Genomic DNA, 17636 nt, shown 5'->3' on the forward strand with positions numbered 1-17636 from the left:
AGGAAGAAGATTATGGGCGGCATCGGAATTTGGCAGTTAGTTATCATAGCAGTGATTGTTATTGTTTTATTTGGCACTAAAAAGCTGCGTGGTATTGGCGGTGACTTAGGTGGCGCAATTAAAGGGTTTAAAAAAGCAATAAAAGATGAAGACAACGCTACAGAGTTAGATAAAAAATCACCAGAAAGCCTAAAGGCTGAAAAAAGCGAACAAAAAGACTAATACTACTCACACTCATTAAGTCATCTATTTTACTAGGCGATACCACGCAAAATATAGATAGCTTTTGAGTGTCATCGACATAACTTTTTGAAGACCATCACCTATCTAGCTTGATTTCATTGTATAAGTGCCAGGTAGGTTTTAGTAAAAGGCACATTATTTAATGTTTGATATTGGCTTCTGGGAGATCGTTTTGATCTCCGTGATTGGACTTGTTGTGTTAGGTCCACAACGCTTACCTATTGCTATTCGCACCGTTTTAAAATGGGTTAATACTGCTAAGAGCATGGCAAACTCAGTTAAAAATGAGATTTCTCAAGAACTTGAATTACATGAAATGAATGAGAATATGCTCAAAAAAGGTAAACAAGAGCTAGAACAATTAAATCCTAACTTAAAAGCCTCAATTGATGAAATGAAACAGGATGTTGAACAGCTCACACAACCTTATAAAAACAATGTTGACGACATCATTAAATCAGTAAAAGAAACACCTAAACAATCCATTGCTGATGATGCAATACCTGAAAAAACACCTTCGCAGGACAAATAACGCATGAGTGAGTCGATGTCAGAACAAGAACAACATAGCTTACCGCTAATCACCCACCTTTTAGAATTAAGAGATAGAATTTTAAAAATTGTAGTGATTGTCTTAGTCTTATTTTTGGGCTTAGTTTATTTCTCCAATGATATTTACCAATACATTGCGATCCCGCTTACTAGCCAATTACCTGAAGGCTCAAGCATGATTGCAACAGGTGTTGCCACGCCCTTTTTTACACCCATCAAATTAACCATCGTGCTATCTATATTAATTGCTATACCAGCCATTTTGTATCAAGTATGGGCTTTTGTAGCACCAGGATTATATAAACATGAGCGCAAGCTTGTTGCGCCACTTGTCGCGAGCAGTGCATTTTTGTTTTATCTGGGTATGGTTTTTTCTTACTATGTTGTATTTCCCTTAGTATTTTCATTTTTTACCAGTACAGCGCCAGAGGGAGTTACCATTGCAACAGATATTAGCAGCTATTTAGATTTTGTATTAAAGCTGTTTTTTGCTTTTGGTTTGGCCTTTGAGATCCCAGTCGCCACATTATTACTATGCTGGACAGGCGCAACTACACCTGATTCATTAAGAGCGAAACGTCCTTATATTGTTGTGGCTGCATTTATTTTTGGCATGTTGTTAACACCACCGGATGTTATTTCACAAACCTTACTCGCAGTCCCTATGCTCATTTTATTTGAAGTTGGTTTACTGTTTGCACGTTTTTATGTAAAGAAGACCGATCAGGAAGAAGAAAATAATATCGATAAAGAGTCTGCTCGTAATGATTGATATCGGCGTTAATTTAACTAACTCGCGTTTTGATAAAGATTTACCAGCGGTGCTTGAACAAGCCAAACAAGCTGGATTAAGTAAACTGATTGTTACTGGTACTAATATCACTGAAAGTGAGCAAGCACTTACTTTATCAAAATCATACCCAGGTTTTCTGTATAGCACTGCGGGTGTTCACCCTCACGATGCGAGCAGTATGGATCAACGAGCACTAACAAAGCTACGAGAGTTGTTAGTCCAACCAGAAGTAAAAGCGGTAGGTGAATGTGGATTAGACTTCAACCGTAACTTCTCCACACCTGCCGAGCAAGAACATGCTTTTATACAACAGCTTGAATTAGCCGTTGAGTATCAACTACCTGTGTTTATGCATGAACGAGATGCCAGTGTACGATTCATTGAATTAGTATCTCCTTACATTAAACAACTCTCTAATGCCGTCGTGCATTGTTTTACTGGCACACAAGCTGAGCTTGAGCAATATTTAGCATTGGGTTTACACATTGGCATCACAGGTTGGATTTGCGATGAACGCCGCGGCCAACACTTACTCGATATCGTTAAAATGATTCCCGATAATCGTTTAATGCTCGAGACAGATAGTCCCTATTTACTACCACGTTCAATGCGACCTAAGCCAAAGTCGAGTCGTAACGAACCCAAGTACTTGCCTTATATTGCAAAAACCATTGCCGATGCAAGACAACAAGATTTACAATTACTCTTAAGCAATACACAACAAACAACGAATACGTTTTTTAATTTAACAATTTAAATAAACGACTCTGTATTTAGTCGATTTCATTACGCTGACTAATAACACTAAATACAATACTGTTCACCTTGGAGCCATTATGACTGTTTCTCAATCTTTTCCCGCTCGCCGTCTACGCCGTTTACGTAAGCATGATTTTTCACGCCGCCTAGTACAAGAGAATCAATTATCAGTAAATGATTTAATCTATCCTATGTTTGTGATTGAAGGCACTAATTGCCGTGAGGCGATTCCTTCGATGCCTGGTATCGAACGTTTATCCTTAGATCTTTTAGAAGTTGAAGTTAAAGAACTTGCTGCCTTAGGTATCCCTGCTGTCGCCATATTTCCAGTAACACCAAGTTATATTAAAACGGAAATGGCAGAAGAAGCTTACAATGAAAATGGCCTAGCGCAACGTGCCGTGCGATGCATTAAAGCAGCAGCACTAGATCTAGGCGTGATCACCGATGTTGCCTTAGACCCTTTCACCACGCATGGGCAAGATGGCATTATCGATAGCGAAGGTTATGTATTAAACGATATCACCACTGACATCCTAGTGAAACAAGCCCTCTCACATGCGCAGGCCGGTGCTGATATTGTTGCACCGTCAGATATGATGGATGGACGTATTGGTGCAATCCGAGAGGCATTAGAAAATGCAGGCTTCATTAATACTCAAATCATGGCTTACAGTGCAAAATACGCATCAACATACTACGGCCCTTTCCGTGATGCAGTAGGCAGTGCAGGTAATTTAAAAGGTGCGAATAAATTTACCTACCAAATGGATCCTGCAAACAGCGATGAAGCAATTCATGAAGTTGCCTTAGATATTCAAGAAGGTGCAGACATGGTAATGGTAAAACCTGGAATGCCATATTTAGATATCGTACGTCGTGTAAAGCATGAGTTACAGGTACCGACTTTTGCTTACCAAGTCAGTGGTGAATATGCGATGCATAAAGCAGCCATCGATAACGGCTGGTTAAAAGAAAAAGAGTGTGTTTTAGAGTCACTATTATGTTTTAAACGTGCAGGTGCAAACGGTATTTTGACCTACTTTGCTAAGCAAGTAGCTATCTGGCTGAAAGAACAAAAGTAACCGCATTCTCACAGGCAAAAGTAATGATTACATTTTTGCCTGTGTCCCCCTTCCCCTCATTCAAAAAGCAAACACTCACCCTATTAAAAATTAACGGCTCTTTGCCTTTAAAGTGGTTTTAGTTATTTTTATATTGCAATGTTTGCCGCGGCGTCTCACCAAACAAACGTTTATAACTCCCGCAGAATTGGCCTAGATGAAAAAATCCATAATTAAATGCAACATCAGCAATGGTATGAAATTCCTCGCTACTTTGTAGCATTCGTCTCGCCTGATTAAGCCGAACCACTTGAATATACTGCTTAGGCGATATCCCATAGCATTGAGCAAAAGTATATTGTAATGTACGACGACTTACATGCACTGCCGCGCATATTTCACTCATCGTAATTGGAGATTTTAAACGAGATTCCGTTAAATACTCTTGGACTCTAGCCATAATACGCTGCCGTTGCGGTGAAGTCACATAGGCAGCTGACGTTCGTTGTGCCTTAGTAAGTAGCTCTAAAATAGCATCATGAAGAATAGACTCATGAGTACTGCTACTCCAATGATTACCTTTCGGTGCTAATAATAAAGAGAGATATTGGCGAAATTTATATAATTCATCTAACGCAATATTATCCAACCATAGGCCATCACTACTGCTGTCATACACTTCTTCTTTTGTTTGCTCAGTCAACCCAGTAAAAAAGCTAGGATGTAAAACCAGCCCATAAATGGAAAAGTTATCAGGCGTTAATAATTCAAAGTCTTGGCCACCTGATCGACATAGAAATTGGTTAAAAGTCGTCGGCTCATTATTAATTCGGCAGCTTTTATCATTTGCACTAAAGCCTAACCACAGTCCACCATCTTCTATACGACACTGTTGCTTCAAGCTATGACTCGTGTCCTCTCGAAATGCATGAAGATGAGGAAAGTGAAGCTCGTTAATAACCCCAATAAAATGTCCTTGGCTAAGTTGATCAAACTCCTGCTGCCAATTAACTAAGTTCGCCGCCTGATGATTTGCATCATATGAGTGAATACTGCTCATCATTAGTGCATTGTTTTTAAAGGTCAGTTCATCCATCTACATTTCCTTGTTTTATATCATGAACCAATATAGTGCTTAATTTCTCTATCTAACTGTTAAATAAGACCTTTTCTATTTGCCGATTTTTGATATTAGTTAGGTACGAATATCGCTAGTACTTAATCGATAACCGTTGATTCTAAATCAGCAAAAAACGAACCAATTCGCATAAGGACAGCAGATGCCTGGTTTTATTCTCTTTTATATTAAGTATGTCGATAAATTTAATTATTTTGTCGGCCGTATCGCTATGTATGGAATCTTTCTTATGGTTTCCATACTTTTGTGGTCATCAATCTCTAAAACTTTTTTCATGCCCTCACTTTGGACGCTTGAATCGGCACAATTTACTATGGCCGCTTATTATATCCTCGGTGGTGCGTACGCAATTCAACTAAAAGCAAACGTACGTATGGACTTGTTCTATGGTAACTGGTCAATAAAGAAACGCGCTTGGATGGATATATTTACCGTATTTTTTCTCATTTTTTTCCTATTTGTACTCCTATATGGCGGCTTGGAAAGTCTGCTTTACTCCTTTGAATATGGGCAACGTACAAGCACCGCTTGGCGTCCACTTATTTGGCCAATCAAAGCCGTTATGTGCGTAGGATTCATCATGATGATCTTACAAGCTATTTCAGAGTTTTTTAAAGATGTTGCTGTTATTCGAGGAGTAGAAATCAAATGAGTTATGAAATGATCGCAATCGCGATGTTTGCCTCGATGGCATTATTAATGGCAACCGGTCAACGCGTATTTGCCGCGATAGGCGCTGTCGCCTCTATTTCTGCGATTATGTTGTGGGGAACTGGCGGAGCAGAAATCCCTTTTACTGCTGCAATGAAAGTAATGAATTGGTATCCAATGCTTACTTTACCCATGTTTATTTTTATGGGGTATGTACTGTCTGAATCAAAGATTGCTGACGATCTTTATAAGATGTTCCATGTTTGGATGGGCCCTATGCCTGGTGGTCTAGCGATAGGCACGATAGGTCTAATGGTACTGGTATCAGCAATGAATGGGCTTTCAGTCGCAGGTATGGCTATCGGCGCCACTATTGCGTTACCGGAATTACTAAAGCGCGGCTATAACAAAAAAATGGTCACAGGTGTTATTCAAGCAGGCTCTTCCCTTGGTATTTTAGTGCCACCTTCTGTTGTACTCGTTCTCTATGCAATGATTGCACGTCAACCTGTTGGGCAACTATGGCTAGCCGGGATTATCCCAGGGCTAATTATGGCTACTCTTTTTATTATCTATATTGTCGTTTGCTGTCGACTTAACCCTTCTTGGGGACCAGCACTCAATAAAGAAGAACGAGATATTCCTCGTGCTGAAAAATTACGCTTATTAAGAGCAGGGCTATTACCACTTGGTATTTTTGCAGTCATGATGGTGCCTTTTGTAAATGGTTGGACAAGCTTAGTGGAAAGCTCTGCAATCGGGGCAATGGCAGCATTCGCAGCCGCTATTTTTAAAAGACGTATGACTAAAATCGTCTTTGAAAATTCTGTTCGTAATACATTGGCTATCTCTTGCATGTTTATGTGGATTATTCTCGCTGCGTTAGGGTTTGGCGCTATATTTGATGGCCTTGGTGCAGTTAAAGCAATTGCCGATCTATTTACAGAGCAATTAGGGCTTAGCCCATGGGCAATACTGATCTTAATGCAGTTATCTTTTTTGATCATGGGAACATTTCTCGATGATACTGCGATGTTAGTTATTGTTGCACCATTATTTGTTCCTTTAGTGCATGCCCTAGGATTTGACCTGATCTGGTACGGCGTGTTGTACACCATTACTTGTCAAATTGCTTACATGACACCGCCCTTTGGTTATAACTTATTTTTAATGAAGGCAATGGCTCCACCTGAGATTTCTTTACGAGACATCTACGGCTCAATCGGACCTTTTGTTGGCATTATGATACTCGCCCTGATTCTTATCATGGTCTTCCCACAACTTGCTTTGTGGTTGCCAAATTACGTTTACGGATAACAGAACCATTAGTATTTCTATTTAGCTCATTATTTACTTCGGATGAAAAAAAGTCCGTTACCAATTAATTAACAGGAGAAATTTTATGAATTCAAGACGTAAGTTTTTAACAAGTGCAGCAGCACTAACAGCAGGTACTGTATTAGCACCAGCAAAAACCTTTGCAGCTTCACCTAAAATAAAATGGCGTATGCAAACTTATGCAGGTCCTGCTCTTGCAGAACACGTTGTTAAGCCTGCAATAGAGGCATTTAACCGTATTGCTGGTGAAGAGATGCAAATTGAACTTTATTTTGCGGATCAACTGGTACCGACTGGTGAATTATTCCGCGCATTACAAAAAGGAATTATTGATGCCGTTCAGTCTGATGATGACTCTATGGCCTCTCCAACTGAAGTCACCACATTTGGTGGTTACTTTCCTTTTGGTAGCCGTTATTCACTCGATGTACCTGTATTATTTAACCAGTATGGCCTAGATAAAATCTGGAAAGAAGAGTACGCAAAATTTGGCATTAAACATATCTCTGCTGGTGCATGGGATCCTTGTCATTTTGCCACTAAAAAGCCCATTAATAGCTTAGCAGATTTGAAAGGATTGAGAGTATTTACATTCCCTACTGCTGGTCGTTTTATGTCAAAATACGGCGTCGTACCAGTATCTATTCCATGGGAGGATGTAGAGGTTGCACTGCAAACAGGTGAGCTAGATGGTATCGCATGGTCTGGTATTACTGAAGATTACACCGTAGGTTGGTCTAAAGTTACGGATTACTTCCTAACCAATAATATTTCTGGTGCATGGATTGGACACTTCTTTGCTAATATGGATCGTTATAACGAACTACCTGAACACCTTAAAGAATTGCTAGCCTTGTGTATGGAAACATCACATTACTACCGCCAATGGTGGTATTGGGGTGGAGAAGCGCAATTACGTGTTAACGGTCCAGACATGAAGTTAACGACTATTCCTGATGAAGAATGGGCACAAGTTGAATCTGATGCGCGTGATTTCTGGGATGAAATTGCAAAAGAATCACCAACAAAAGCGAAAATTGTTGAGATATTCAAACAATACAACGCAGATATGGAAAAAGCAGGAAGACCTTATCGTTATAGCTAAACATAAAAGCCTAGAGTAGCAGCTAGACTCACTGCTGATTTTGACTTTAAAATGGCCACTTTCATTAATATGATTGGCACTAAAAGTCAGTAGCGAAAATACGATATATAAAAACTAAAATGCCGCATCTAATGCGGCATTTTTGTTGATGTTGATGTTGATGTTGATGTTGATGTTGATGTTGATGTTGATGTACAGATTATTTAATGATCTCTATATGCTCAACGTCTACTTTGCTTTCCGTCCACTCTTTATCAACTTCCCCAATAATGCGAATTTTATCTTCAGGCGTTACTGTAATATGGCGAAAGTCTTCATCTTCAATTTCTACCATAACTACGCCACTTTGGTCTTTAAATAGGTAATGTTCTTCAGCCGTTTGCTTCACTAATGAACCTTGTAAAGCCACTTTACTATCATCGGCTAACTCAAGCGCCTCTTTAGCTGTAATGGTTTGGATGGATGTAGCACCTGGACCAACGAATGCTGCAAATGCACTCATAGAAAATAGGCTGGCGAATAGTGCTGACATTAAACCTTTAAGCATAAACTTAGAATTAATCATAGCGTTCCTCATTTAGTAAAAATAACACAGCGTTAGTATTTACAGATACAAAATGTAAATACTCAGCGCTCTCATTATTTACGACTAAACAAGTGCTAATTCGTTCACACTAACTTTAACAGGCAAAGTTAACCCATTAATAAATCAGAGTCGATAGGATGAAACTGAGTACAAGCATCAATTAAAGCTTTAGCTGACAACTTAGGGACACCATAGGCTTCAGTAGTGACACCAAACTTACTGTTAACTTTATCTAACAAAATAGCAAAATCACCGTCTCCTGTAAGTAAAATAACCGTATCAACTTCAGCGGCTGACTCCATTACATCAATAGTAATCCCTACATCCCAATCCCCTTTTGCAGTGCCATCACTTCGTTGAATAAAGGGTTTTAAACGTACATCAAAACCCACATGCCTTAGCATCTCTTGGAATTTTTGTTGCTGATTATCTCCACGTTCAATGGCATAAGCGTAAGCACAAATAATTTCACCTTGCGCGCTAATTTGTTGCCATAGTTTTCGATAGTTAAATTGCTTTCCGTACGCTTGGCGAGTGGTGTAATAGATGTTTTGAACATCAGCAAAAATAGCAATTTTTTTCATTAATAATGACCTTGTACTTTGATGGTTAGCGTTTGCTGATATGAATATTAATTAAACGGGTACCAAAATAGCTGCGCTTCAAACACACGCTTAACAATCGCTAGTGATACACACACTAAAATAGTAGATAAACAGATCCAATCCTTTCTCATTAATGGCTTTAAGCTATACCAAGTACGTGATTTATGTCGCCCAAAACCACGTAACGTCATCGCATTGGATATCTCTTCTGTTCTATCCAAACTGGTAAAAATTAATGGGCCTAGAATGCTTGTTAGATTTTTTAAACGAGAAAAAAGAGAGGCTTTCTTAGATAACTAAACACCACGCGCTTGCTGCGCATGCATGATATTAATGTAATCTTTCTTAATTTCAGGTAAATAACGTAGCGTCAAACTCACCGCGTAAGCAACTTTATAAGGTATACCTAAACGATTCAAACTAGCAGAAAATTCTGTCGGATGCGTGGTAAATACAAACACTAAAGCAATCGGAAACATACTGAAGTATTTTAAGGTTACCGTCACCAAATAAAACAAGGTTTCCTGAGTAACAGAATAAAAACCAAGAGGTAATAAAACCGTCTCAGTTCCCATATACGCAGTCCCCTGTTGCGGCGCTAATAAAAACATAAACAACGCATTTAATGACAACACGCTGGCAGTCGCAATCAACAAGGTACGGTACACCTTTACTGGCACCTTGGTCATCTTCAGCAACCATAAGCCCACACCCACTAATACAATGATAAGGCGTAAATCAAAGGTAGTGAGTACTACGGTCACCCACGCCATAAAAAGTACAAACTTTGTAATACCATTTAAGCGATGGAGTACAGAACCAGTCTCAACATAACTTATTCCAAAGGCCATTTTTTCTGCTTTCATGCACTGTTTCTCGCTTGTTCTGTTTGAATAAAACACTGCATAAACGCACTGGTATTCTCAATGTCTAAATTGACTGCTAATTGATATAGGCTGGTTGTTGTTAGGTTAGCTTTAGCTAATAACTCAGGTTGGCTAAACACCTCTGTCATTGGCGCATCGGCAATCAAATGACTGTCAGATAACACAATAGATCGCGTTGTATATTCCAATACTAGGTGCATATCGTGAGAAATAATCACCACTGTAATACCGAGACGAGTATTAAGCTCTTTAATGAAACTCAACATCGCCGTATAACTCTGGTAGTCTTGCCCAGCAGTAGGCTCATCTAAAATAAGTAACTCTGGCTCTAAAACAAGAATAGAGGCAATAGTGACGCGCTTTTTCTGTCCATAACTAAGGGCATCTATTGGCCAGTGACGATATTTTTTCAAACCGCAAAGCGCCAATACTTGCAGCACTTTCTGTTCTATAAGCTGCTCATCAACACCACGGTTACGTAAACCAAAGGCAATTTCGTCAAATATCATATGATGCGAGATCATATGATTCGGGTTTTGCATCACCACACCAACCGCTTGGCTACGCTCAAAAATGCTTAATTCCGAAAGGTCTTTACCATTTAGTATTATCTTACCTGAATCCGGCTCAACAACGCCCATTACCAATTTAGTTAAGGTTGATTTTCCAGAGCCATTTTTACCAAGAATCGAAACAAACTCACCTTTATTAACGGAGAAACTAACATTATCAACCGCATTCACCTCCCCATGATAGGAATAGGTTAACCCTGATAAGGTTAATAGAGGTGTTTGCTTAGATTGTTCTGCTTGTAAATCAGTGACATGAAACCACTCGAGAAGATTATTTTTGTATTGTACTAAAGATAAAGTATCAAGACTCGCGGGCTTGTTCTCAGCTTCAATCGTGCAGTTTGCTGATTTCAATGCTGATAAATAAAGCGGTTCACGTATACCATGGGTAGTTAACAATGAACTGGATAACAGTACATCGGGTGACATATCTGCAACTATTTCACCATGATCCATTAGAATGATTCGATCAACATTTCGATGCAACACATCCTCTAAACGGTGCTCGATGATAATAATCGTTTTACCAGCATCCCGATGTAATTGATCAATGATCTCAATAGTCTTTTTACTGGTTTTAGGGTCTAAGGCTGCTAATGGCTCATCAAAAAGTAAGATATCAACGTCATCGACTAAAATACCAGCTAATGACACTCGCTGTTTTTGCCCACCAGACAAGTCCTGTGGAGAAGCATTTAGCAAAGCAACTAAGTCCACCATTTGTGCTGTAGATTTAACAATAGGATACATATCAGCCGTTGCTGTACATTGATTTTCTAATGCAAAAGCAATATCTTCACCGACTGTTAACCCAACAAATTGGCTATCAGTATCTTGCAATACTGTGCCAACATGCTCCGTATAATGGTGCATCTCAAAATGACTTGTCTCTTTTCCTGCAATTTTAAGTTGCCCTGAACACTGGCCTTTTATTGCATGTGGAATAAGACCATTGAGGCAACGCCCAATGGTCGACTTACCGCTGCCACTCGCACCGATAATGACAATTTTTTCGCCCTTCTCTATTTTCAGATTAATATTTTTAAGCGTTGGTTTATCTAAGGCTTTATATTGAAAAGAGAAATTCGAAAACTCAATCTGCATGCCTAACTATCCTTCGCTCAAGTTGCTACTTTGTTGGTTACGTTTGGCAACCGATTTCAAAATAAAGTAGCCCACCACAGCGATTAAGACAGTGTTACCAGAAGCGATAATAGTTAATTGCGTAAAGACTTTACTGAAAGGTTCGGCATATAAAATAGTGTCTAATAGCGCAGAGCAACCATATCCAACTACATTACCAATTAAGGCAAGTACAACAAATAGCACAAAATCTTTGATCTCAAATACACCAGACTGAATACGTCGATGAGTTAATCTAGGGAACAAACCAATCACTAAACCAACAATCCCAGATCCTAATACCCAGGTAAACCAAACGCCCCATCCTGCGAATAAATCAGTCACCCAATGACCTATGAAGCCTACTAAAAAGCCAACAAGAGGCCCAAATAAAACGGAAAATAACGCAAGGATCGCCATTGCAGGTTTTAAAGTGGTATTAGCAAACACTGGAATACCAAACATAGGTAAACCACCAATGCCATAAAGAGCAGCACCAATAGCAATTACAACAACGGTTTTAGTGGACAGTTTCATGTAGACCTCATTAATTAAGTTAGTGGCGCTGATTATACGGGTATTAAAAAGCAATAAGAAGTCTGAGAGTCTAGATGTCTAGCAATAAAAAAGCAGGATCTGAATGGCAAAGAACGAGAATTCAAATCTACTTGCCTTAGTACAATTTAAACAGAGTAACTTCAAAGAGGTGTCGCAATAGAAAGCCACTCATTTAAGATGAGAATAATCTACATTCAATGCCTATTTGATTAGGATAAGTAACAAATCAGGGTTATCGTTAACTGAGCTTTTTTAATTTATTCGTATACATTAAAGCGAAAACAGTCCGTAGTATGGTCATTAAGCAGCCCAACAGACTGCATAAAAGCGTAGGTAGTGGTTGGCCCTAAAAACTTAAAGCCTTTTTTCTTCATGTCTTTACTGATTAGCGTCGATAACTCAGTTGATGCAGGCACTTCTTCCTTTGTTGGCCAATGACCAACAAGGGTTTTGTGATCGGTAAATTGCCAAATGTAATCAGAAAAACTGCCGAATTCCTTTTGCACATTCAAAATACATTGTGCGTTATTTATGATCGCAGATATTTTTGCACGATGTCGAACGATGCCTGCATCCAACAATAGTTCTTCAACTTTTGCATCATCAAATGCCGCCACACTTTTAAGATCAAACTGATTAAAGGCAGCACGATAACCTTCGCGTTTATTTAAGATGGTATGCCAACTTAACCCCGACTGACAAAGCTCTAAAGACAGTGCTTCAAACAGTTTTTGATCGTCATAAACAGGTACGCCCCATTCCGTATCATGGTAAGCCTCTTCAAGTTTAGTTTTTAAAGCCCACTGGCATTTTTTGATGTCGTTCATTGGTAATGGTGACCTGTTGAGTGTGTAGTCTTGATTTTATTTGTTTGCATACAGTAATGAAAAGGCCCAGGTTTAGCTAGTTGTAAGTTATTTTTTGTCTTTAAGCAATTATAGGTACTGGCTCGTCGAGGCCTTAGATATTTACTGGCAGTGGTTTCGCTCTATCGGCGAGTGACCTTCTTAACGCACCTATTTATATAACAATTCCCTGTGTCGAATGACCTTACAGCAAACTTCTTGCTTGATGTTAATTATTTGAATTTTGGCTCGTCTGCGCTCGTCGAGTCTGTTGGATACTTATTTGCAGTGGTTTCGCTCTATCGGCGAGTGACTTTCTTTTGCTTGCCCAAATGAAAGTCACCAAAGAAAAAGGCACACCGAATCGCTTTTTAATCCCAATCAATCCCTTCATTTTAAACGTACCGTTTCGGACGTACATCCATGCACTAGCCTCAACTCCCTCAAACATCCTGTTTGGTGTTACTAAAATGAATCCATTGCTTAGGAAAGTTCAACGGGGAAATAAATGTAGCCACATTGATACATTCTTCATTCTCAGCACCCCATTATCTAATATTGCTTTCTATACGTTATTTACGTACACTTTATTTATGAAATGTATATTTGTAGAATCAAAAATATTTGAGAAATACCGAGATGAATATCTCAGTGATGAAGAGTTTAGACTGTTTCAAGCTGAGTTAATGTCAAATCCAAAACAGGGAGATGTGATTCAAGGTACAGGAGGCTTGAGAAAGATTCGAGTTGGAAGTAAGGGTAAAGGAAAACGTGGTGGCTCACGTATTATTTATTACTTTCTAGATGAAAAAAGACGTTTCTATTTACTTACTATTTATGGAAAAAATGAAATGTCAGACTTAACAGTAGATCAAAAGAAACAGTTAAAATCTTTTATGGAGGTATGGCGCAATGAGCAATCGTGATTTGTTTAAAGAATTAAACTCGGCTCTTGTTGAGGCAAAAGAGCATTCAGAAGGGAAACTAACCCTTAAAACGCATCAAGTAAGTGATGTAAGTGAGCTTGATATATCACCTAATGAAATAGTAGGTATTAGAGAAAGTTTTAATATGTCTCGTGGTGTATTTGCGAATGTACTTCATACCTCGTCTCGTACTTTAGAGAACTGGGAGCAAGGACGCAGTATCCCAAACGGGCAAGCTGTTACTCTTTTAAAGCTAGTGCAACGTCACCCTGAAACTCTCAAACACATAGCTGAGTTATAATAAATTGCTTAAACGGAGTAACTGCACTTTTAACACAACAGTTTATACAACACTCCCCTATGCCAAATGAACTTACAGCAAACGTATCGTTTGCTATTGATGAAAGTTACCTATTATTTATGAACACTTAACGGTAAGAATGGACATATTGTTCGAAGCTCTATTATAACTAATTAATATGGTAAACTTCGACTATTTACTAAATAAAACAATTACTTTGAAACATAAATACTGATATTCATTTGAAGAAACTGGGGGTTCGCTTTTTCATATAAACTACCTTCATCGCTGAATCTTCTTCTAGTTTTTTTCCCAGTTTAAGATCATTCAATATAAATATAATTTGGTTATATCTATTAAACTCTTGAATTATTTTAGATTTCGCAGTTTCCAAATTCTTTTCACCATAAATAATCACGATCAAAAAAGCCCTTATCACCAATCAAGAAGATTGAATAATAAGGGCTTATTATTAGCGGTGATTACCTTCACATAAAGTAAAAGCTAACCTAACTGCCTACAAAATTGTTACGTACACCACGAGGTTTTTTATTACCACCAGCACGATTAGCTGGCTTAGCTACTTTAGGCTTTTTGATTTTCTTCTCGCGTGTATCTAACACTGACGCTTGTAATGGCTCACCAGGTTCAAAACCCGGTTGAACGCGACGTGGCACTACTTTTTTGATAAAGCGTTCGATATCTTTTAATAGTTTGAATTCTTCCTGACACACTAATGAAACAGCAAGACCTTCATTACCCGCACGACCAGTACGGCCAATACGGTGAACATAATCTTCACTTACGTGTGGTAAGTCGAAGTTTACTACGTTTGGTAACTGGTCAATATCGATACCGCGAGCAGCGATATCGGTCGCCACTAGCACTTTAATTTGGCTTTCTTTGAATTGTGCTAAGGCTTTAGTACGTGCACCTTGGCTCTTATTTCCGTGAATAGCTGCACTACGGATGCCACGCGCTTCTAAATTTTTAACGAGGCGGTTTGCACCGTGTTTAGTTTTAACAAACACTAATACTTGTTGCCATTTATTATCTAAAATTAACTGGCTTAATAATGCTGTTTTCTTGGTTTTATCCACTTCATATAACACCTGTTCGATTTTTTCTACCGTGGTATTACGTGGTGTTACTGATATTTCCACAGGATTATTCACTAAGCCTTTTGCTAAGGCACGAATATCATCTGAAAAAGTTGCTGAAAACAGCAGATTTTGACGTTTAGGTGGCAGCACTTTCAAGATTTTTTTAATGTCGTGAATAAAGCCCATATCCAACATACGGTCAGCTTCATCAAGCACTAATACTTCTAACTGTTGAAAACGTACGGCATTTTGTTGGTAAAGATCTAATAAACGCCCTGGCGTTGCTACTAGAATATCCACCCCACTGCGCAGGTTTTGCATTTGAGGGTTAATTTTAACACCACCATAAACAACCATGCTGCGTAATGGCATGTTTTGCCCGTATTTTTGTACGCTTGCTTGAACTTGTGCGGCTAATTCGCGCGTTGGCGTTAAAATAAGTGCACGAACTTGATTCGGTTTAGCACGCGGTCCTTTTTCCAACTTTGCCAATAATGGCAAGGTGAAGCCCGCCGTTTTACCAGTACCTGTTTGTGCTGCTGCCATTACATCTTTCCCAGCAATTACAGCAGGAATGGCTTGTTCTTGAATAGGAGAAGGTTTTTCATAACCTTGCGCTTTAACAGCTTCTACTAACGATACGGGTAAACCTAGTGAATCAAAACTCATATAACATCTCATTAAAATACGGCATATGCCTAAGGCGCGTAGCTTACCTTAAGCAGGCTTTACACGCTATCGAAACCAACGCATAAAATTCATACAATTGAAAGGTGATTAACCTCACGGTATATGTATAATACTCCTCTTTAAAAAAGCAATACTCAAACTATTTAGGAATAAGCCGTGTTAAGTACAAATAACATCACCATGCAATTTGGTGCAAAACCACTTTTTGAAAATATCTCTGTGAAATTTGGTACTGGAAACCGCTACGGTTTAATCGGTGCAAATGGTTGTGGTAAATCAACCTTCATGAAAATCTTAACCGGTGATCTAGAGCCAAGCGCTGGTAATGTAACTAAAGATCCTAATGAGCGTATTGCTAAACTACATCAGGACCAGTTTGCCTTTGAAGAGCACACAGTACTAGATACAGTATTGATGGGCCACAAAGAGATGTGGGAAGTAATGAATGAGCGTAACCGCATTTACTCTTTACCTGAAATGAGTGAAGAAGATGGGATGAAGGTAGCTGATTTAGAAACTGAGTTTGCAGAAATGGATGGGTACACAGCCGATTCACGCGCTGGGGAAATCCTATTAAGCGTTGGTATTCCATTAGAACAACATTACGGCCCAATGTCTGAAGTTGCACCTGGTTGGAAACTACGTGTGTTACTAGCACAAGTACTTTTCTCAAATCCAGATATCATGCTTCTTGATGAGCCAACCAATAACTTGGATATCGATACTATCCGCTGGTTAGAAACTGAATTAAATGCACGTCAATGTACTATGGTTATCATCTCGCATGACCGTCACTTCTTAAACTCAGTATGTACACACATGGCTGATATCGATTACGGTGAATTACGTTTATATCCAGGTAACTACGATGAGTACATGACTGCCGCGACACAAGCACGTGAACGTCTATTATCTGAGAATGCGAAGAAGAAAGCACAACTATCTGAATTACAAGAATTCGTAAGCCGTTTCTCTGCAAATGCATCAAAAGCAAAACAAGCTACATCTCGTGCTAAGCAAATGGATAAAATCCAGTTAGATGAAGTTAAAGCATCTAGCCGTGTTAACCCTTACATTGTCTTTAAACAAGAGAAGAAACTGTTCCGTAACGCATTAGAAACCGTTGCGATGACGAAGAGCTTCGACAACACCTTATTTAAAGACTTAAACCTAATGATCGAAGTAGGTGAACGCGTTGCTATCATTGGCCAAAATGGTGTGGGTAAAACAACCCTATTACGTACTTTAATGGGTGAAATTGAGTTATCTTCAGGTGAATACAAATGGTCTGAAAATGCACAATTAGGTTACTACGCACAGGACCACTCATCTGATTTTGAAAAAGACCAAAATCTAATGGACTGGATGGGTCAATGGATGCAAGAAGGCGATGATGAGCAAGTCGTACGTGGTACATTAGGTCGTTTACTATTTGGTGCAAATGACATCACTAAATCAGTTAAAATCATCTCTGGTGGTGAGCAAGGTCGTATGCTGTTTGGTAAGTTAATGATGAATAAACCAAATATCTTGCTAATGGATGAACCAACCAATCACTTGGATATGGAATCGATTGAATCATTAAACTTAGCCTTAGAAAACTATGAAGGCACTCTATTATTTGTCAGTCATGACCGTGAGTTTGTATCTTCATTAGCAACACGTATTATCGAAATCAAAGAAAATGAAGTGGTTGATTTCCACGGTACTTACGAAGAGTACCTAAAAAGCCAAGGTGTTGGTGAGTAACTTTAATGATTAACTTTTGCTATTCATTTAGCCATTAAGTTTAATGAAA

The 17636-nt window shown here is 38.9% G+C and carries 20 protein-coding genes; 11 read left to right on the plus strand and 9 right to left on the minus strand.

The window, feature by feature from the left end; genetic code table 11:
• Positions 1–12 precede the first annotated feature (12 nt).
• The 5 genes from tatA (at position 13) to hemB (ending at position 3432) form a co-directional block, all read left to right on the plus strand.
• Complete coding sequence (gene tatA, locus AC0L3W_RS09855) at positions 13–222, plus strand: twin-arginine translocase TatA/TatE family subunit (protein WP_290041100.1); 210 nt, start codon at positions 13–15, stop codon at positions 220–222.
• Between the two features lie 163 nt (positions 223–385).
• Entirely contained in the window at positions 386–775 is a 390-nt protein-coding gene (gene tatB / locus AC0L3W_RS09860) for a Sec-independent protein translocase protein TatB (RefSeq protein WP_409439007.1), read from the plus strand.
• A 15-nt stretch (positions 776–790) separates the two neighbouring features.
• Positions 791–1567, plus strand: coding sequence for a twin-arginine translocase subunit TatC (tatC, locus tag AC0L3W_RS09865; protein ID WP_409439006.1), 777 nt, complete (start codon positions 791–793; stop codon positions 1565–1567).
• Entirely contained in the window at positions 1560–2345 is a 786-nt protein-coding gene (locus tag AC0L3W_RS09870; RefSeq protein WP_409439005.1) for a TatD family hydrolase, read from the plus strand. Before tatC ends, AC0L3W_RS09870 begins: the two co-directional genes overlap by 8 nt.
• A 79-nt stretch (positions 2346–2424) precedes the next feature.
• Positions 2425–3432 (plus strand): porphobilinogen synthase, encoded by a 1008-nt coding sequence (gene hemB, locus AC0L3W_RS09875; protein ID WP_409439004.1) that lies wholly within the window; start codon positions 2425–2427, stop codon positions 3430–3432.
• 118 nt (positions 3433–3550) lie between these two features.
• Here hemB and AC0L3W_RS09880 read toward each other — a convergent pair whose 3' ends face one another.
• The gene (locus AC0L3W_RS09880) at positions 3551–4507 is read right to left on the minus strand and encodes a helix-turn-helix domain-containing protein (protein WP_409439003.1); all 957 of its coding nucleotides are present in this window, start codon (positions 4505–4507) and stop codon (positions 3551–3553) included.
• Between the two features lie 271 nt (positions 4508–4778).
• Here AC0L3W_RS09880 and AC0L3W_RS09885 point away from each other — a divergent pair, with 271 nt between their 5' ends.
• From AC0L3W_RS09885 to AC0L3W_RS09895, 3 genes are all read left to right on the plus strand, one after another.
• Positions 4779–5201 carry a TRAP transporter small permease subunit gene (locus AC0L3W_RS09885; protein ID WP_290041108.1) on the plus strand — a complete coding sequence of 141 codons (423 nt, stop codon included), beginning with the start codon at positions 4779–4781 and terminating at the stop codon, positions 5199–5201.
• Positions 5198–6517 (plus strand): TRAP transporter large permease, encoded by a 1320-nt coding sequence (locus AC0L3W_RS09890; RefSeq protein ID WP_290041110.1) that lies wholly within the window; start codon positions 5198–5200, stop codon positions 6515–6517. The genes AC0L3W_RS09885 and AC0L3W_RS09890 overlap by 4 nt, the downstream gene beginning before the upstream one ends.
• A gap of 85 nt (positions 6518–6602) precedes the next feature.
• On the plus strand, positions 6603–7643 hold the full coding sequence (locus AC0L3W_RS09895; RefSeq protein WP_290041112.1) for a TRAP transporter substrate-binding protein: 1041 nt from the start codon (positions 6603–6605) through the stop codon (positions 7641–7643).
• A gap of 199 nt (positions 7644–7842) precedes the next feature.
• Here the strand turns inward: AC0L3W_RS09895 and AC0L3W_RS09900 are convergent, their stop codons facing one another.
• The 7 genes from AC0L3W_RS09900 to AC0L3W_RS09930 all read right to left on the minus strand — a co-directional run bounded on the left by AC0L3W_RS09900 (position 7843) and on the right by AC0L3W_RS09930 (position 12800).
• Positions 7843–8208, minus strand: a complete 366-nt coding sequence (locus AC0L3W_RS09900; protein WP_290041114.1) for a NirD/YgiW/YdeI family stress tolerance protein — start codon at positions 8206–8208, stop codon at positions 7843–7845.
• 128 nt (positions 8209–8336) lie between these two features.
• Positions 8337–8813: a LabA-like NYN domain-containing protein gene (locus AC0L3W_RS09905; protein WP_409439002.1), complete on the minus strand. Its 477-nt coding sequence runs from the start codon at positions 8811–8813 to the stop codon at positions 8337–8339.
• Between the two features lie 47 nt (positions 8814–8860).
• Positions 8861–9055 (minus strand): hypothetical protein, encoded by a 195-nt coding sequence (locus AC0L3W_RS09910; RefSeq protein ID WP_473572829.1) that lies wholly within the window; start codon positions 9053–9055, stop codon positions 8861–8863.
• Positions 9056–9130: 75 nt separating this feature from the next.
• On the minus strand, positions 9131–9700 hold the full coding sequence (locus tag AC0L3W_RS09915; protein WP_409439000.1) for an energy-coupling factor transporter transmembrane component T family protein: 570 nt from the start codon (positions 9698–9700) through the stop codon (positions 9131–9133).
• Positions 9697–11397, minus strand: coding sequence for an ABC transporter ATP-binding protein (locus AC0L3W_RS09920; protein ID WP_409438999.1), 1701 nt, complete (start codon positions 11395–11397; stop codon positions 9697–9699). The genes AC0L3W_RS09915 and AC0L3W_RS09920 overlap by 4 nt, the downstream gene beginning before the upstream one ends.
• A 6-nt stretch (positions 11398–11403) precedes the next feature.
• A complete protein-coding gene (locus AC0L3W_RS09925; RefSeq protein WP_409438998.1) occupies positions 11404–11952 on the minus strand; it encodes an ECF-type riboflavin transporter substrate-binding protein in 549 nt (182 codons plus the stop codon).
• Between the two features lie 278 nt (positions 11953–12230).
• On the minus strand, positions 12231–12800 hold the full coding sequence (locus AC0L3W_RS09930) for a DNA-3-methyladenine glycosylase I (RefSeq protein WP_290041122.1): 570 nt from the start codon (positions 12798–12800) through the stop codon (positions 12231–12233).
• A gap of 350 nt (positions 12801–13150) precedes the next feature.
• Between AC0L3W_RS09930 and AC0L3W_RS09935 the strand changes: the two genes are divergently transcribed.
• Together AC0L3W_RS09935 and AC0L3W_RS09940 are read left to right on the plus strand one after the other, a co-directional pair.
• Complete coding sequence (locus AC0L3W_RS09935; protein ID WP_409438997.1) at positions 13151–13744, plus strand: type II toxin-antitoxin system RelE/ParE family toxin; 594 nt, start codon at positions 13151–13153, stop codon at positions 13742–13744.
• The gene (locus AC0L3W_RS09940; RefSeq protein WP_409438996.1) at positions 13731–14045 is read left to right on the plus strand and encodes a helix-turn-helix domain-containing protein; all 315 of its coding nucleotides are present in this window, start codon (positions 13731–13733) and stop codon (positions 14043–14045) included. The genes AC0L3W_RS09935 and AC0L3W_RS09940 overlap by 14 nt, the downstream gene beginning before the upstream one ends.
• Positions 14046–14554: 509 nt before the next feature.
• Here the strand turns inward: AC0L3W_RS09940 and AC0L3W_RS09945 are convergent.
• Positions 14555–15817: a DEAD/DEAH box helicase gene (locus AC0L3W_RS09945; protein ID WP_409438995.1), complete on the minus strand. Its 1263-nt coding sequence runs from the start codon at positions 15815–15817 to the stop codon at positions 14555–14557.
• Between the two features lie 177 nt (positions 15818–15994).
• Between AC0L3W_RS09945 and AC0L3W_RS09950 the strand changes: the two genes are divergently transcribed.
• Positions 15995–17587, plus strand: a complete 1593-nt coding sequence (locus tag AC0L3W_RS09950) for an ABC-F family ATPase (protein WP_409438994.1) — start codon at positions 15995–15997, stop codon at positions 17585–17587.
• Positions 17588–17636 lie beyond the last annotated feature (49 nt).

The sequence above is a fragment of the Psychromonas sp. KJ10-5 genome, from assembly GCF_055808325.1.

What these genes read in the sequence shown, in the direction of transcription:
- tatA (WP_290041100.1), top strand. Translation starts at nt 13, where the DNA reads ATGGGCGGCATCGGAATTTGGCAGTTAGTTATCATAGCAGTGATTGTT.
- tatB (WP_409439007.1), top strand. Translation starts at nt 386, where the DNA reads ATGTTTGATATTGGCTTCTGGGAGATCGTTTTGATCTCCGTGATTGGA.
- tatC (WP_409439006.1), top strand. Translation starts at nt 791, where the DNA reads ATGTCAGAACAAGAACAACATAGCTTACCGCTAATCACCCACCTTTTA.
- AC0L3W_RS09870 (WP_409439005.1), top strand. Translation starts at nt 1,560, where the DNA reads ATGATTGATATCGGCGTTAATTTAACTAACTCGCGTTTTGATAAAGAT.
- hemB (WP_409439004.1), top strand. Translation starts at nt 2,425, where the DNA reads ATGACTGTTTCTCAATCTTTTCCCGCTCGCCGTCTACGCCGTTTACGT.
- AC0L3W_RS09880 (WP_409439003.1), bottom strand. Translation starts at nt 4,507, where the DNA reads ATGGATGAACTGACCTTTAAAAACAATGCACTAATGATGAGCAGTATT.
- AC0L3W_RS09885 (WP_290041108.1), top strand. Translation starts at nt 4,779, where the DNA reads ATGGTTTCCATACTTTTGTGGTCATCAATCTCTAAAACTTTTTTCATG.
- AC0L3W_RS09890 (WP_290041110.1), top strand. Translation starts at nt 5,198, where the DNA reads ATGAGTTATGAAATGATCGCAATCGCGATGTTTGCCTCGATGGCATTA.
- AC0L3W_RS09895 (WP_290041112.1), top strand. Translation starts at nt 6,603, where the DNA reads ATGAATTCAAGACGTAAGTTTTTAACAAGTGCAGCAGCACTAACAGCA.
- AC0L3W_RS09900 (WP_290041114.1), bottom strand. Translation starts at nt 8,208, where the DNA reads ATGATTAATTCTAAGTTTATGCTTAAAGGTTTAATGTCAGCACTATTC.
- AC0L3W_RS09905 (WP_409439002.1), bottom strand. Translation starts at nt 8,813, where the DNA reads ATGAAAAAAATTGCTATTTTTGCTGATGTTCAAAACATCTATTACACC.
- AC0L3W_RS09915 (WP_409439000.1), bottom strand. Translation starts at nt 9,700, where the DNA reads ATGAAAGCAGAAAAAATGGCCTTTGGAATAAGTTATGTTGAGACTGGT.
- AC0L3W_RS09920 (WP_409438999.1), bottom strand. Translation starts at nt 11,397, where the DNA reads ATGCAGATTGAGTTTTCGAATTTCTCTTTTCAATATAAAGCCTTAGAT.
- AC0L3W_RS09925 (WP_409438998.1), bottom strand. Translation starts at nt 11,952, where the DNA reads ATGAAACTGTCCACTAAAACCGTTGTTGTAATTGCTATTGGTGCTGCT.
- AC0L3W_RS09930 (WP_290041122.1), bottom strand. Translation starts at nt 12,800, where the DNA reads ATGAACGACATCAAAAAATGCCAGTGGGCTTTAAAAACTAAACTTGAA.
- AC0L3W_RS09935 (WP_409438997.1), top strand. Translation starts at nt 13,151, where the DNA reads ATGAAAGTCACCAAAGAAAAAGGCACACCGAATCGCTTTTTAATCCCA.
- AC0L3W_RS09940 (WP_409438996.1), top strand. Translation starts at nt 13,731, where the DNA reads ATGAGCAATCGTGATTTGTTTAAAGAATTAAACTCGGCTCTTGTTGAG.
- AC0L3W_RS09945 (WP_409438995.1), bottom strand. Translation starts at nt 15,817, where the DNA reads ATGAGTTTTGATTCACTAGGTTTACCCGTATCGTTAGTAGAAGCTGTT.